The sequence below is a fragment of the Belliella baltica DSM 15883 genome, assembly GCF_000265405.1.
Classification (GTDB): domain Bacteria; phylum Bacteroidota; class Bacteroidia; order Cytophagales; family Cyclobacteriaceae; genus Belliella; species Belliella baltica.
The window spans coordinates 2,887,281-2,902,983 of sequence record NC_018010.1 but is presented as its reverse complement, the minus strand read 5'-3'; the positions used below and the strand labels follow the sequence as shown (position 1 = coordinate 2,902,983).

The following is a 15,703-nucleotide window of genomic DNA, read 5'->3' as shown; positions in this document are numbered from 1 at the left end:
TCCATGAACAATAGACAATTATTCCTTTCTCACCTTGCACAGACGACTGATTTTCCTTTAATGATTGAAATCGAGAAGGCTGAAGGAATTTATATGTTTGGACCGGATGGAAAAAAATATATTGATTTAATTTCCGGAATAGGAGTCAGTAATGTTGGACATCGACACCCAAAGGTATTGACCGCAATTCAAGAACAGCTGGACAAATACCTTCACTTGATGGTATATGGAGAATATGTTCAAAGTCCTCAAGCACTTCTAGCAAAGGCCTTATGTGATACACTTCCAAAGCACTTAGACAATGTATATCTAGTAAATAGTGGTTCTGAGGCAGTTGAGGGTGCTCTCAAGTTAGCAAAACGCTATACCAATCGAAGAGATATCATTTCTTGTGTGGATGCGTATCATGGTTCTTCCCAAGGCGCACTTTCTGTCGGTGGGAACGAAATCTTCAAAAGAGCATACAGACCCCTCCTACCCGGCGTCAAAAATATTGTCTACGGTTCATTTTTTCAACTTGATCAAATCACCACTGACACAGCAGCAGTTATCATAGAAACCATTCAAGGCGAAGCAGGAATCAAAGTAGCCTGTTCTAATTATTTTCAAGCCCTGAGAAAGCGTTGTGATGAAACAGGTACCCTACTGATCTTGGATGAAATTCAGGCTGGTTTTGGTAGAACAGGAAAATTTTGGGCCTTTGAGCATTTTGGAATAGAACCTGATATCCTTGTATGTGCCAAAGGAATGGGCGGTGGAATGCCGATAGGAGCTTTTATAGCTAACAAAGAGGTCATGGGAGTTTTCAAAAACAACCCCCTGCTAGGTCATATTACCACCTTTGGAGGACACCCTGTAAGTGCAGCAGCCTCTTTGGCCACAATTCAAATCATAAAAGATGAAGGTCTCCTTGAGTCCGTTGAAAGCAAAGCAGAAATCTTCAAAAAATTACTAGTACACCCTAAAATCAAGGGGGTTAGAAATATGGGATTGATGATGGCGGTTGAGTTTGACTCTTTTGATGTACTCAAGCCTATCATTGACAAAGCCATAGAAATGGGCGTGATTACAGATTGGTTTTTGTTCTGTGATGATGCCATGCGCATTGCACCACCATTGATTATCACCGAATCTCAAATCAGAGAAGCCTGCGAAATAATTCTGAAAGCAATAGACGAAGTTTGATTCTAAATACAGAATTTTTTACACGATTTAATTTTTTTGACTTAAAGTCAATAAGTTTTTTCATGATTCATTTCAGCCTTAGGAATAATTATCCTTTCTCTATCTTCATTTCTTTTTACTTTAGGGTACTAATTATAAAACCCAAAATATCAATTTATGAAAAAACTGCTCTTCCTTATCCTTTTCCTCTTTTTCGCAGTTGTAGTCGGTTATCAAGTGATTAAACACCGATTTGCTCCTGAATATCATGGAACCAAAGAACTCATCGGCCTACAAGCTAATTCTGAAGTCTATTTCGATGATTTTGGAATTCCACATATTTATGCTGAAAATGAGCTAGATGCATACATGACATTAGGTTATGTGCATGCTCAAGATCGTCTTTTCCAAATGGAAATGATGCGAAGAGTGGGTTCTGGAACTTTAGCGGAGCTATTGGGAGAAGATTTGGTAGATGTAGATAAATTTTTTAGAACTCTTGGAATTCCCAAACATGCTGAATGGAGTACAGAAGAGTGGAATAAAGAAGGAAGTACCCCTTGGAAAGCAGCTACTGATGCCTACATCAAAGGAGTTAATCAATTTATAGAAAATGGGAAACTCCCTTTGGAATATACTCTATTAGGAACAAAACCGAGGGAATTCACCATCAATGATGTTCATAGCATCGTGGGATATATGTCATTTACTTTTGCAATGGCCATGAAAACTGATCCGCTGATCACGAGGATCTCACGTCAATTGGGTCCTGACTATTTGAAAGTACTATCTGTTCATACGCTAGCAGAACACCATGTTATTCCAAACAATTATCCCAATCGAAATACAGAATCCAAAGAAATTGTCTTCGAGGAAACTTTGACTACCCTATTTGAAAAGTTGCCTGTTCCTCTTCTGGAAGGAAGTAATTCTTGGGTTATCGATGGCAGTCGAACTGCTTCTGGCGAAGTACTCTTTTTGAATGATACACACATTGGTTTTGCGCAACGTTCTGTTTGGTACGAAGCACATCTTGAGTATCCGGAATTCAGTTTTTATGGAAATCATTTGGCTGGCGTTCCTTTTGGTTTGGTCGGTCACACTAGAGAATTGAGTATAGGTCTGACCATGTTTGAAAATGATGATCAGGATTTTTTCGAAGAGCAACTAGACCCAAATAATCCTAATCAAACGGTTTACGGTGATGAATTTAAACCTTTGAAAACCAGATTGGAAAGAATCTCAATTAAAGATAAAGACCCAATAGATTTTGAAGTAAAAGAATCTGTTCATGGTCCTATCATGAACGAGGTAATTCCTGAAATTGGTCAACTTACAACTAATCCTGTTGCCTCTTGGTGGGTGTATATTTTAGAACCAACCAGAGCGTTGGAAGCGGTATACAGAATGAATCATGCTCAAAATATCCAAGAAGTAGAATCAGCGGTTAGGCTAATTCACGCACCAGGATTGAATGTGATGTATGGAGATAAAACTGGGAATATAGCTTGGTGGGCAGCTGCCAAACTCCCAATCCGACCAGCACATGTCAACTCAAAAGTATTTTTGGATGGAACGAGTAATGTGGACGAGCCAACTGGTTGGATGCCATTTGAAGAAAATCCTATGAGCATCAATCCTGAATCGGGCTTTGTAGCTTCTGCAAACAATCAACCTGATACCTTGTCGAATGGAACATTTTACCCTGGCTATTACTACCCCGGAGATCGATGGGATAGAATTGATAAAACTGTGAGATCAAGAAATGACTGGACACAAGAAAGTATCAAATCCCTGCAATTGGAAACAATCAATGAAAATCATCCCATCAATGCAAAAAGTATGCTTGAAGCTGTAGAAAATGCGTCTTTTGGTGATTTTGAAAATGCTAAAAATATCTTGTCCAACTGGGATGGGAATCATGATTTAGAAAGCATCGCTCCTACTGTTTATTACAAATGGCTTTACCATACACTCCATGGAATGATGTCAGATGAATTGGGTGATGCAGATTTTGAGAGCTTTTTGAAGACTTTCCTGTATATCAGAAGTGTTCCAACCTTAATCCAAACTGAAGATTCTCCATGGTGGGACGATTCTAGTACAGAAAAAGTAGAAAGCAGGTCAGAAATTATTCAGAATGCATTAGAAAAAACGCTGTCTGAATTGGATGATCAATTTGGATCCAATATAGAAAAATGGGCTTGGAAAAATGCAGTAGTATTAGAACATCCCCATCCTCTTGGGGCCAAAAAGCCATTGGATAGAATTTTCAATGTTAATGCACCAGCTGTTTCGGCCAACGAAGAGTCCGTCAATAAATTGACTTTCGATCTCAATGGAAGTGGGATTTATCAGGTGAAATCTGGTCCTGCAATGCGTATAATCGTTGACTTTGCCAATGTAGAAGCATCGGAGTCTATTTTACCCACAGGTCAAAGTGGAAACCTATTCAGCCCATATTACAGTAATCAGGCGGAAATGTTTGCTACTGGAAAATACAGACCACAACTGATGAATGAATCTCAAATTAAAAACAATGCAAAAGGTACAATTACTTTCACTCCAAAAAGTGATTAATAGATTCTCTAGCTCGTTTTTTGAGTTATCCTAAACTTATACTTGCTACAAATGTTATTTAGTAAGTAGAATTAAATAAGCTGAACCAATGAAAAAATACTATCCTATAGATAAACCCGAATCCGAATGGAGGGCTGAATTAGACGAGCAAAGCTATAAAGTCTTAAGAGAAAAGGGAACCGAAAAACCCAATACAGGACAATATTACCTGAATAAAGAAACTGGAATATATGAATGTAAAGGCTGTGGAAATGATATTTTCCATTCTTCCGCCAAATACGATAGTGGCTGCGGATGGCCTGCTTTTACAGAACCTATTTCACCAAAAGCAATAGATGTTCAGATGGATTATTCACATATGATGATCAGGGAAGAGATTCTTTGCGCAAAATGCGGAGGACATCTTGGACATCGCTTTCCTGATGGTCCTAAAGATCGAGGAGGAATCCGCTACTGCATCAATTCCGTATCTATGGATTTCAAAAAAGAAGATCAGTAGTTTATTTATCAATTGTAATAACTATACCATCCAATATCTACATTTTTATGAAAAATGATTTAAAGTATAAATTGACTTCTTTGATATTTGAAAAATCTTATTCTTTGAATACAAAAAAAATGTTGGTTTACTAAGTTAGATTATAAATATCACTCGGTGGAAATAAAAGGTCTAAACAGTTAGCTTTCAATTTAAAATTACATCCCTTATCTATGACTTTTCCGTCTGGCATTCTTTTAATTGGGTAATCAAGTGTAATTGCACCAGTTTCAACTAAAATCTCAAATTTATCAATCATTGGATTCTTAGTGTGCTCAACTTCTTTAAAATGGAAATATTCGTTGTTATCTTCAATTTTACTGTCTGCCTTAATCCAGAATGTTTCTTTATGTTTTTTCAAAAGTTCTTTTCTCAAAGTCTCTAATTTCCAAACTAAAAAATCCCCAATTTCTGGTCTATCTGAATTTTCAACTAACCAATCCTTTTTATCTTCTATTTTTAAGATTAAACCTTGTGCATTTCTACCAGTTCCCCTTATGGTATTATATAGGCGAAAAACACCTTTTTCCCAATATCCGAAAGCATCTAAAATCTCAACTCTGGACTTAAATTTACTGAGTTTCCAATCTGGCGTTTTTCCAAAAAGTCCTTTTCTATTGTTACGAGAGTCCCTAAATGATTTTAATTCAATGCCTTTATAATCTGGAGATTTTGAAGAATTCATCTCAATGCCAAGTAATAATTCGATCGTTCTTCCAATTCCTGTGTCTGAATTAACCACTGATTTTACAAAACCTGAATTAGCAATTAGTTTTAGCTTGTTGAGTAATTCAATTGCTATTTCACTTTCTTCAAAATTTATTGCAGATATTAACTCTTTAAATGGATTGGTTAAAGCAGAATCTATCAAAGTACCAATATTAAGCCTTGTTAGATTGAAAATATGAAGACAATCATCAAAAAATATAATTGCTATTATATCATTTGGATTAGCAATTTTTGTTAGTCCCGAAAACCAAATTCTTGGGTCTCCTTTTTTAGTTTGTGGTCTGTATAAAGAAGCTGTTGAATGGATTACTTGAAAGTCCTGATAAATAAGAGCTTCAATTTGAACTTTGTTTTCTTGACCTTGCCCTTGAATATCATAGTCGTGAATGCTATTTTCTTTTAGAAAACTTCTAACTGAGCCAGTGGCATCCATAATTGATTTTTTTAAACCAGTTTCAGTTGGCTCAATTAGAGAAAGAGAAACCTGATTTTTGGTCAGGATTTTAATTTTTAACTGTTCTGCTTCTGTTAGTACTCTCATTTAATATTTTTTAAAATCTCAGTGGCAATTGCTCTTGCCAATAATGGCGGTACGGCATTACCAACCAAAGTGTATTGCGGAACTTCTGTCTTTCTATTATTACCACCAGTTGAACGCTTTCCCTGAAAAACAAAAGAATCATCAAATGATTGAAGCCTTGCCATTTCACGAACTGTCAAAGCTCTTGGTGAGTTGTAATGAACATAATCATCTGGGATTGTCATAATAGTTGAACTTTGTTCATCTGGTTTCAATACATTGTAATTTCTTTTATTTGAGGTCAAACCGCAATCATCTATTTCACATTGAGCCTTTTTATAATCTCCATTTTTTAGAATAATTTCAAGCCGTTTTATTACGTCATCATTTTGATTGCTTGTTTTGTGATTATTTAGAATGTCAAAATATTTTTCTCCCTTTTGAAGTCCTTCAAAATTTCTCACATAGAAAGGTTTAGTTTTGGGTTGATACCTTTCAATTAACCGACCTCCTCTTGACCATTCCGCAAAAGATTTTCCGGTTTTAGAATTTTCCTTGCCGTCAATAGTCCTTTTTTTCAAGAGACTTTTCATTTTTTCGGCTGTTCCGTTATATTGTTTTGAAATATTTACTAATTCATAGTGGTGAGCTTCTTGATTATTACCTATAAAATCAAGGTCGTATAAAGCTTCAAAAATGGTTACTTTTTCATTTTCCTTTACGGTTGGTGGGATTTCAGAAATAAATTTCTGGTCTTTTCTGCAACCTATAAAAAGAACACGCTCACGATTTTGTGGAACACCATAATTTGAAGCGTTTGCGACAAGTGGTTTTTCGATTTTATAAAGCCTAATGCTGTCCAGAATTTTGTTGAGTTCAGATTTCTCCTTTTCAGAACATAGGTTTAATAGGATGTCTAAGGTTTCATCAAATGAATTCGTGTAAATTTTAAGTGCTGTTATTATATCAGAACAGTCTTTTATATAGTTGGAAGGAACTTTGAGTCCCTTAAATGCAAATTCAATTTGTTCAATTACACTCTCAGACCCGATATGGGTTAAGAAAGTCGTGAATGTTTCTACAAATGCGTCACTATCAATATTGCAGAAGTCTTTCTCTTTAATGATGTCACGTTTCAGTTTTTCCCATTCTTTGGTTCGGGCAAGAATATTAAAACCGTGTCTAATGGTATTTATTCTTGAATCAGTCTTGCTGGTTTTATAATCAGCAATTTTAGGTGTAAGTTGCTTGAATCTATTATCTACAAATCGAATAAATTCTTCTCTGCCTATTTCAATTTCAGCATCCCTTAATTTTTCAATTTCAACTCGTTTTATAATACTTTCAAGCAAGAAACTATTTTTATCAGACTTCATTTTTCTGATAAATGAAACTAAAACTGGAATTTCTTTATTGTCAACTATTGAATTGATTTCTTGAATTATTAAATCTTTGATTTTCCCATTTTCTTTTGTAAGAATCCCTTTTACATTCTCCATTACAAAATACTTCGGTTGCAATATTTTAATTACTTCGAGGTAGTGTGAAAATAAATCATCTTTTTTATCAAACTTCTTTCTCTTTCCAGCCAGACTGAAGCTTTGGCAAGGCGGTCCACCACAAACCACATCAATTTTTTTGTTACCTATCTTTTGTAAAAGGTTGTCTAAAAAATCAGGTTCTGTAATGTCTTGTTTTAAAAATTCCGCATTTAACCCCAATTGATGATTATATCTTACTATGTGAGTGAGTTCGCAATTTTCATTTATGTCGCTTGCCGCAATGAAGTCAAAGAATTTATTATTAACTTCTGCTTGTAAAAAGCCTTCACTAAAACCACCTGCACCTGCAAACAAGTCAATGAAAGTAAAAGGCTTACCATATAGTGAAATCTGTTCCTTTACAATATTAACAGTATGATTTTCTCTGTACCCGTCAATATGTTGATTGAGAATATCTTTGATTTCATCTTGTGAAAACGTTTTTTTGTTAGAATGATGTAATAATTCATCTGCACGTTCATTGAGAAAATTCAAATAGTGATTTGTCTCAGTCGCTTCAATTGTAATCCCTTTAACTCGTTGTCTTTTCTTGTCAAAAAGCTCTGGGTCAATCTTTTGTCCTGTCGCCAACTTAATTTGTGTGCCAGAACAGTTAATCCTTAAATGAATAGGGGCAAGCCCTTTCTTGTCTGATTTGTCGAGATAAAAATTGATTGTTGCCATAAATACGGACGATTTTACGTACACGGACAAAATTACGGACAAATTTTCTTAATTTCTATACCTTATCTATATAATTTATGATAATTGTAATTAAAAAAAAATGACTCATTTTGTCTTCTCTCTCAAGTTTTATTTAATGAAAAAACTAAATATGTCATTTTCGGATGGGGAAATAAAACTTTTCAATAACCCATTTAATCAATTCATAATCCTAATACTACCACTACTCGCTTTTCCTTGAATGGTGTGCTCGCTAGCATTGTCAATTTCAAGTCTCTTTGAGCCCTTTTGCTCTCCTACTGTCACTGAACCGCTATTGGCACTCAGATCAAAATTGAATTTTGTAAGGTCAGAAGGAGTTTGAATTTTTATGCTTCCTGAGTTTGATTTCAGAACTGTTTGCTCTCCAAGACCTGCATTTGTGGCATTGATACTTCCTGAGCTTACTGTCAAATCTCCCAAATAAGTGATTTGATTAAATTTCATAGAACCTGAGTTTACTTTTCCACTGACAGTACCTTCGACGTCTTCTAACTTCAAACTACCTGATGAAGCTTGTGCATGTACATCGCCTTGAACTTCATTCATGGTAATGCTACCAGAATTAACCTGAGCTTTGACATCTCCCACAAGCCCTTCAGCTTTGATGCTGCCAGAAGAAGCTTTGAGATTGATATCTTCTACGTTTAAGGCTAGTGCATTAATATAACCTGAGTTAACCTGAAGATCGATATGATCATGTTTGACATATTTAACATCAATAGATCCTGAGCTATTTGAAATATTCAGTTTGATATCTTCAGGTCCTGTAAGGCTGATGAAACCGTTATCCCCTCCATTAAAATTGAAAAAGTTGAGCTGAACAGCATTACCCGTTACTTCTACAATCAACTTAGAACCTGATTTTCGAAATTTCACATCCAAATCACTATTCTCTGGAACTTCCAAATAAGAATTTAAAGTCACTTTAGATGCATTTTCTATGCCTTCATAGGAAACTTCCAAATACTTCCCATTGACTTCAATTTCTCTAATCTCTTCAAATGATTCTTCAGATGTACGGGTAACGAGCGGACCTTCACTTTCACAAGAAGAAAGAAGTACTACTATTCCGAAGAAAAGTAGTACTAAGAATGACTTATTATACATTGGAATTTGTATTTGTTGGTGCTGAGAAATTTCCATTAGACATCATGGACAAGGTCTCGTGCGCTACTCTCATGTTATACTCATAAGCCAAGCTTTTGTAATTGATCAAATCGACGATTGTACCAATAAAACATAGACCTACCGTCAAGATATAGAGTATCCCCAAACCAATTTGGCCAAGAATAAATCTATGCAAACCTGCGAACCCAAAGAATCCAAGCAAACAAAGAATCAATACCATTTGATTGTCTTTTCTTCTTGCTCGGTAAACCTGTGCAAAAAGATTTGCTTGCTCATCATCCATATTTTTTAAGATTCCTTGGATGTAACCTAATTCCATACCCTCTAATTCTGGAAGGTGTCTTAATACATTAGCCATAGTGTTTAATTGTTTTGTTGTTTCTGATTAATTCAAATATGCGATAAATAATAACTGCAAAGGCAAACATCGCCAAAGGGTGCATAGACCATGATTCTTGAAATTCACCCCTAGTCAAAAGGCTCATCGATCGACCCAATCCACAGCCTGGGCACCAAGAAAATCCTAGGTTATCCAATGGGCAAAGGCTGAAATGATGTGCATCGTATGGATCTATTCTCAAAATGCCAATCAGAGCCCCGATCCAAAAGATCAGTTCAAGTGGCAATTTCCTCACAGATGTAATTATCTTTTTCATTTGATCGGAAAAGTACGAAAAGAATGCCAAGTGTAAAAAATGGTCATAAAGGGCTAAAAAGCCCTATTCAAAGAAAATACTTATTAAAAACGGACAAAAAGTGTTCGGTTATGAACGATTGATAACGGGAATATTCAACTGAACCTCCTTTCCAAAGTTGATTTTGGACTGGGCCATAAATTGAGCGCGTATTTTTTGATATGAAGGTTTTCGTCCAGATTGTCGGTAAAAACTCAATTCCAACAATAACCCATAAAGTTCTTTAGGTAATTTGAACTCTTCTTTGATATCAAGCATATTGGAAGCTTCTTTTCCTATAAAATAAGCGATCACAGTTTCCATATATTTCGTCAAATTCTTATCAGGAATACTTTCTTTATAATAGTTGATCAAAGAATTAATCAGAATTTTTCCAGCCTCTGTTTTCTTGAGTTGTCTTGTTTTGATGATTTTACTTAATTCAAAGGACTCTTTCGAGGTTTCAGACCAAAAATCTATATTCAAACCCATATAATGTCCAACTACTTTCCAGTAATGAAGCACAGCTTCCAAAGTTTCTTTTCCAGGAAATCTACCAATTTTCTCAAAACCACGCATCACCAGCAAGCTAAACGTGCTATTCGTCCCAATCAAATCCTCTTGGTTTATTGGAATACCCCATTCTGATTTCCAATCTTTGGCATATTGCTGCACAAAATATCTACTGAAGGCATGAATCAACCTTACTTTTGCTATCGTCAACAAAGCTTGACTATCAGAAATAAATGTTCCTGGTCTGTACACATCTAATAAAAACAAAGCTGTCTCCGAAAGACGCATGCCTACTTCATCTTTGATTCTTTTGGATCGAATCAAAACTTGAGCACCATCACCAAATGCATAACAATATGGCAAAGAATAAAAACCCAACATCGCTAAATACAAATTCCCTTCGGCATTGAAGAATTCTTGCGAAGCCAAAACCTTCTTTTCATCTATAAAACCCGGTGCATCTTGATAAAAATCTAAAAAAGCTTTTAAGGGTTCAGGAAAATGACTGTAAACATCCGCTTCGGGGAAATTCTTCCAAGAGTTGATCTGAACGGCTAAATCTGCATTAGCGATCAAAACTGGAATTACTACATCTGCCAACGGATCACCTTGACTACGCAAGGCTTCCATTGATTCATTTTGATATAATTTTAATTTATCCACCTACTTCTAACCTTCATTTTGTAATTTAGTTTTTGGAATTCATTCATACTTATGCTTCAGAAGACATATACCCTCTTATTCTTTATATTACTATTTAATTTAAAAAGTTTCGCTCAAAATTCCACTGATATTATTGCCATTGATGTGAAGAAATCTTTCGGTAAAATTGAGCTTATTCCTGGAACAGAAACGAAAATTACGGATAGAAAAGGATATGACAATCAGCCTAATTTTATCAATGACAAGCAATTGGCATTTTCCTCAGCTGATGAAAAAGGGAATTTTGATATCATTATTTATAATTTCGAAACGGGTAAGTTTACCAACCTGACAAAAACACCCAATCAAAACGAATATTCTCCAAGAATTACAGATTGCGGGCTTTATGTCTCCGCAGTCACCGTAGAAGAAGGCGGGTTACAAAGGCTTTGGCTGTATCCAACGAATTTTGGTGAACCAGAACTCCTTTATGATGATATTTTGCCGGTTGGCTACTATGATTGGTTTGACAACAAAGCAGCGATGTTTGTCCTTGGTCAGCCCAATTCTTTGGTTTACCCTTATAGTAAATCTGATGTTTTGACCATCAGTCAGAATATCGGAAGAAGCGTGGTCAAAAGACCCAAAACAAGCATTATTAGCTTTATAGATAAGAATTCTATAAGTGAAATCTCGGATTCAAAGTCTTATGCTATCAAAGGATTTGATCTTGAGAAGAAGGAAAGTATTGACTTAGGTTCAACCAAAGGGCTGGTAGAGGATTTCATTTGGCTTGACAAGAAACACCTGCTCACTTCAGAAGGAAACAGTCTTTTTATTAGAAAATTTAACGAGGATACTTGGTATAAAATTGGTGAAGTAAATCTTCCAAATTACCAAAAAATAAGTCGACTATCTTATTCGCCAAAACTCAAGAAAATTATTATTGTCATGGATCGAATGGATTGATTTTTCAATAACAAAAAAAGTCCTGTACCTTGCGACGAAAATTTATCCATAGATCATTCTTAATACTCCCAAAATTTATAAAGTATGCGTAATTTCCCCATGATCATTTTATTCCTGCTTGCTACTTTCGGCAATATCCAAGCTCAGATAGTGGACAAAAAGAATTTGATAGAAAAGAATGCTGAATTAAAGAAAATTGAGGGTGGATTCTCATTTACCGAAGGACCGGCAGTAAGTCGCTTGGGTGATGTTTATTTCACAGATCAGCCTAACAACAGGATTATGAAATGGTCCTTTTTCACTGGAGAAACAGAAGTTTTCTTAGAAAATGCAGGCAGATCAAATGGGATGTTTTTTGATAAAAGTGGAAATCTGATTGCCTGTGCTGATATGGATAATCAGATTTGGTCAATTGATGAAGAAGGCAATAAAACCATTCTGATCGAAAGTTATCAAGGCAAAAAATTAAATGGTCCGAACGATTTATTTATTACACCTACTGGAGAAATGTACATCACCGATCCATTGTACAAAAGAGACTATTGGACTAGAGATCCCGAATCACAACAAGACGGCGAACATTTGTATTTCCTTTCTGCAAACAGGTTACAATTTATGCCAGTAGATGAAAATCTTGTAAGACCAAACGGAATCGTCGGAACACCTGATGGGAAAAACTTGTATGTATCTGATCCAGGTGCAAATAAGATTTACAAATACGATATTATTGAAGATGGATACCTTTCTAATAGAGAAATTTACTTGGAGAGAGGATCTGATGGGATGACTATTGATTTCAGGGGAAATATCTATGTAACTGGTGAAGATGGAGTAAAAATCTATAACAAAAAGTCGGAAGAAATTGGTCACATACCAATTCCCGAAAAATGGACAGCAAATGTGACTTTTGCAGGTCCAGACAGAAAAACGCTTTTTATTACAGCTTCCGAGTCCGTTTACAAAATAAGAATGAAAGTTTACGGAACTTACTAATCTGAGCTTTCCTTAGGCAGCAAAAACAAAAAACCAATCAGCATAGCTATCATACTATGCTGATTGGTTTTTTGTTTTGATCTACTGCTACAAATGTAAATACTCCTGAAACTGCCTTTTCTCTCTTGTCGTCATACATTTCTTCAACATAAATCTCTACATGGACTTTGAGGCTTGTGTTTCCAATTGAAGTAACTCTACCTACCAATTCTACAAATGTGCCTTCAGGAATAGGCTGAGTAAAGTCAATCCTATCACTACTTACTGTCACTACCCGTTGACGGCAAAATCTAGTAGCAGTGATAAATGCCACTTCATCCATCAACTGCATTGCTGTTCCTCCGAAAAGCGTCCCATAATGATTCGTGGTATTGGGGAAAACCGCTTTAAAAATGTGCGTTTCTGATTGCTGTATCCTTTCTTCTAAGTTCATATTATTTTTGTTTCAAAAGCTGCGAACGCAACTGTTTTCTTATCTTTATTCTTAAGTCGAGCCTTCAATTTTCTCAAATGAATCAAAAAGAATCAGCAAGCTTCTATACAAACTTGCTGATCTTTCGGTAAACACTAATTCAACGTAACAGGAACTAGTTCTCTCATAGCTTTTGCAGCCAAAACCATTTCGACTAGAGACTTGTGGGTTTCTTCCCATTGTCTTGTTTTCAATCCACAATCAGGATTCACCCATATCTGTTCTGATGGAATTACATCTGCTGCTTTTTGCAATAATTCTATGATTTCAGCTTTGGAAGGGACCCTTGGTGCATGGATATCATATACTCCAGGCCCTATTTCATTTGGATACTTGAAGTCTGCAAAAGCATCCAAGAGCTCCATCTGTGAACGAGAGCATTCAATCGTAATCACATCGGCATCAAGGTTGGCTATATGACCAATGATGTCATTGAATTCTGAATAACACATGTGTGTATGAATTTGGGTATTGTCATCTACCCCGCTTGCAGAGAGCTTAAATGCTTTGATAGCCCAATCTAGATATCCTTCCCAATGTTCTTTCCTGATTGGCAAACCTTCCCTCAATGCAGGCTCGTCTATCTGAATGATACGGATTCCTTCTTTTTCCAAATCCAAAACCTCATCTCTAATAGCCAAAGCAATTTGATTACATGTCACGCTTCTATCTTGATCATCCCTTACAAAGGACCATTGGAGAATGGTCACCGGTCCAGTAAGCATTCCCTTCACAAACTTTGGAGTGAGGGATTGAGCATATTTTGACCAAAATATTGTCATCGGTTCCGGCCTATACACATCTCCATAGATAATCGGTGGCTTGACGCATCTGCTGCCATAACTTTGAACCCAACCAAATTGAGTGAATGCAAAACCGTGCAAACGCTCACCGAAATACTCTACCATGTCATTTCTTTCATATTCACCATGAACCAAGACATCTAAACCAATTTCTTCTTGGATTCTGATTGTCTTCTCCGTTTCATCTTTAATGAATTGTTCATAATTCTGCTTATCGATTCTTCCATCCTTGAAGTCAGCACGAACTTTTCTTACTTCCTTTGTTTGAGGAAATGAACCAATTGTAGTTGTTGGATAAAGCGGAAGATTCAGTAACTCTGCCTGTACAATCTTTCTATTCTGAAACGAAGATTTTCTCTCAAAATCAGAGTCCAAAACATTATTCAATCGCTTCTTTACTTCATTTTTATGAATCAAGCTTGAATTTGTTCTGTTGCTGATTGCTTCCTGATTTTTATTGAAAATATCAGAAAATACATTTTCAAAAGATTCTAAACCATTCGCATTTGGAACATTGACAGATTTTGACAATTTCTTCAAATCACTAATTTCCACCAATTTTTGTTTGGCAAATGAAAGCCAACTTTTGATATCATTATCAAGCTTCAACTCACTATCCAAATCGCATGGTGAATGAAGTAAAGAGCAAGAAGGAGCTATAAATAATTTTTCGGGATCAACTTTTCTCAGAACCTTTTGAATTAGATTCAATGAATTTTTATAATCATTTTTCCAAATATTTCTTCCGTCAATTAATCCAAGTGAAATGGAAAGATCTTTCGGTCTATTTCCTAACAACTCATCCAATTGCTCGGGACAACGGACCAAATCTACATGAAGACAACAAACAGGTAAAGATGTTGCTACGCTTATATTTTCGTACAAACCTCCAAAATAAGTTGCTAACAATGTCTTCAAGTGAGGGTACTTTTTTCTGATTTGGGAATAGGCGCTTTGAAAAGCCTCTTTATCTTTAATTGAAAGATTCATAGCCAAAAATGGTTCGTCAAACTGAACCCACTCTACACCATGTTCTACAAGCTTATCCAATATTTGGAAATAAACAGGAAGAAGATTTTTTATTAGGTCAATGCGATCAAAACCTGCTTCTTTTTCCTTACCCAGTAAAAGGAAAGAAACTGGCCCCAAAATAACAGGCTTCGTTTTGAAACCTGCCAGTTTTGCTTCTGCAAATTCCTGAATGACTTTTGAAGAAAATAGCTTAAACTCTTGATTTTTCTTGAACTCCGGTACGATGTAATGATAATTCGTGTCAAACCATTTGGTCATTTCCATGGCCTTGATATCCAAACCATTTGCCTGATATCCTCTCGCCATTGCAAAGTACAAATCGATTTCAGACTTATTTTTGTCAAAAATTACAGAATGATACCTTTCGGGAATGGCTCCAACTGTAAATGCCATATCCAAAACATGGTCATAGTAAGAAAAGTCATTTGAAGGAATCAAATCTATCCCACATTCTTTCTGTAAGGTCCAATTGCTGAGCTTGATTTCGTTTCCTACTTGAAATAACTCCTGCCTTGTGATTTTTCCTGCCCAATAGTTTTCACAGGCCTTTTTCAATTCTCGCTGACTACCAATTCGCGGATAGCCAAGATTATGCGTTTGCATGGTCTTTTAACTTTATTTGTTTGAAATAATTGGTTAAAAGCTCATCACAATAAATCAAAAATGCTTTTGGAAAAGA

General features: G+C 35.8%; 13 protein-coding genes. 5 read left to right on the top strand and 8 right to left on the bottom strand.

Going from position 1 to position 15,703, the window contains the following annotated elements:
- The first annotated feature begins 3 nt into the window (after positions 1 to 3).
- The 3 genes from BELBA_RS13175 (at position 4) to msrB (ending at position 4,243) form a co-directional block, all read left to right on the top strand.
- Positions 4 to 1,185, top strand: a complete 1,182-nt coding sequence (locus BELBA_RS13175) for an aspartate aminotransferase family protein (protein ID WP_014773189.1) — start codon at positions 4 to 6, stop codon at positions 1,183 to 1,185.
- Between the two features lie 156 nt (positions 1,186 to 1,341).
- Positions 1,342 to 3,744 (top strand): penicillin acylase family protein, encoded by a 2,403-nt coding sequence (locus BELBA_RS13170; RefSeq protein WP_014773188.1) that lies wholly within the window; start codon positions 1,342 to 1,344, stop codon positions 3,742 to 3,744.
- An 88-nt stretch (positions 3,745 to 3,832) separates the two neighbouring features.
- Positions 3,833 to 4,243 (top strand): peptide-methionine (R)-S-oxide reductase MsrB, encoded by a 411-nt coding sequence (msrB, locus tag BELBA_RS13165; RefSeq protein ID WP_014773187.1) that lies wholly within the window; start codon positions 3,833 to 3,835, stop codon positions 4,241 to 4,243.
- 130 nt (positions 4,244 to 4,373) lie between these two features.
- On the opposite strand, the gene BELBA_RS13160 is transcribed toward msrB, so the two are convergent.
- The 6 genes from BELBA_RS13160 to BELBA_RS13135 all read right to left on the bottom strand — a co-directional run bounded on the left by BELBA_RS13160 (position 4,374) and on the right by BELBA_RS13135 (position 10,743).
- Positions 4,374 to 5,552: an MvaI/BcnI restriction endonuclease family protein gene (locus BELBA_RS13160; RefSeq protein ID WP_014773186.1), complete on the bottom strand. Its 1,179-nt coding sequence runs from the start codon at positions 5,550 to 5,552 to the stop codon at positions 4,374 to 4,376.
- Positions 5,549 to 7,756 carry a DNA cytosine methyltransferase gene (locus BELBA_RS13155; protein ID WP_014773185.1) on the bottom strand — a complete coding sequence of 736 codons (2,208 nt, stop codon included), beginning with the start codon at positions 7,754 to 7,756 and terminating at the stop codon, positions 5,549 to 5,551. The genes BELBA_RS13160 and BELBA_RS13155 overlap by 4 nt, the downstream gene beginning before the upstream one ends.
- 198 nt (positions 7,757 to 7,954) lie before the next feature.
- Entirely contained in the window at positions 7,955 to 8,905 is a 951-nt protein-coding gene (locus BELBA_RS13150) for a DUF4097 family beta strand repeat-containing protein (protein ID WP_014773184.1), read from the bottom strand.
- Positions 8,898 to 9,284: a TM2 domain-containing protein gene (locus BELBA_RS13145; protein ID WP_014773183.1), complete on the bottom strand. Its 387-nt coding sequence runs from the start codon at positions 9,282 to 9,284 to the stop codon at positions 8,898 to 8,900. The genes BELBA_RS13150 and BELBA_RS13145 overlap by 8 nt, the downstream gene beginning before the upstream one ends.
- Entirely contained in the window at positions 9,277 to 9,582 is a 306-nt protein-coding gene (locus tag BELBA_RS13140; protein ID WP_041779367.1) for a DUF2752 domain-containing protein, read from the bottom strand. The genes BELBA_RS13145 and BELBA_RS13140 overlap by 8 nt, the downstream gene beginning before the upstream one ends.
- Positions 9,583 to 9,690: 108 nt before the next feature.
- Positions 9,691 to 10,743 (bottom strand): oxygenase MpaB family protein, encoded by a 1,053-nt coding sequence (locus tag BELBA_RS13135; RefSeq protein WP_245531069.1) that lies wholly within the window; start codon positions 10,741 to 10,743, stop codon positions 9,691 to 9,693.
- Between the two features lie 84 nt (positions 10,744 to 10,827).
- Between BELBA_RS13135 and BELBA_RS13130 the strand changes: the two genes are divergently transcribed.
- Positions 10,828 to 11,724 (top strand): TolB family protein, encoded by an 897-nt coding sequence (locus tag BELBA_RS13130; RefSeq protein ID WP_014773180.1) that lies wholly within the window; start codon positions 10,828 to 10,830, stop codon positions 11,722 to 11,724.
- 84 nt (positions 11,725 to 11,808) lie between these two features.
- Positions 11,809 to 12,717: an SMP-30/gluconolactonase/LRE family protein gene (locus BELBA_RS13125; protein WP_041779366.1), complete on the top strand. Its 909-nt coding sequence runs from the start codon at positions 11,809 to 11,811 to the stop codon at positions 12,715 to 12,717.
- 49 nt (positions 12,718 to 12,766) lie between these two features.
- On the opposite strand, the gene BELBA_RS13120 is transcribed toward BELBA_RS13125, so the two are convergent.
- Together BELBA_RS13120 and metE are read right to left on the bottom strand one after the other, a co-directional pair.
- Positions 12,767 to 13,150, bottom strand: coding sequence for an acyl-CoA thioesterase (locus BELBA_RS13120; protein WP_014773178.1), 384 nt, complete (start codon positions 13,148 to 13,150; stop codon positions 12,767 to 12,769).
- 134 nt (positions 13,151 to 13,284) lie between these two features.
- Positions 13,285 to 15,627 (bottom strand): 5-methyltetrahydropteroyltriglutamate--homocysteine S-methyltransferase, encoded by a 2,343-nt coding sequence (metE, locus tag BELBA_RS13115; protein ID WP_014773177.1) that lies wholly within the window; start codon positions 15,625 to 15,627, stop codon positions 13,285 to 13,287.
- Between the last annotated feature and the right edge of the window lie 76 nt (positions 15,628 to 15,703).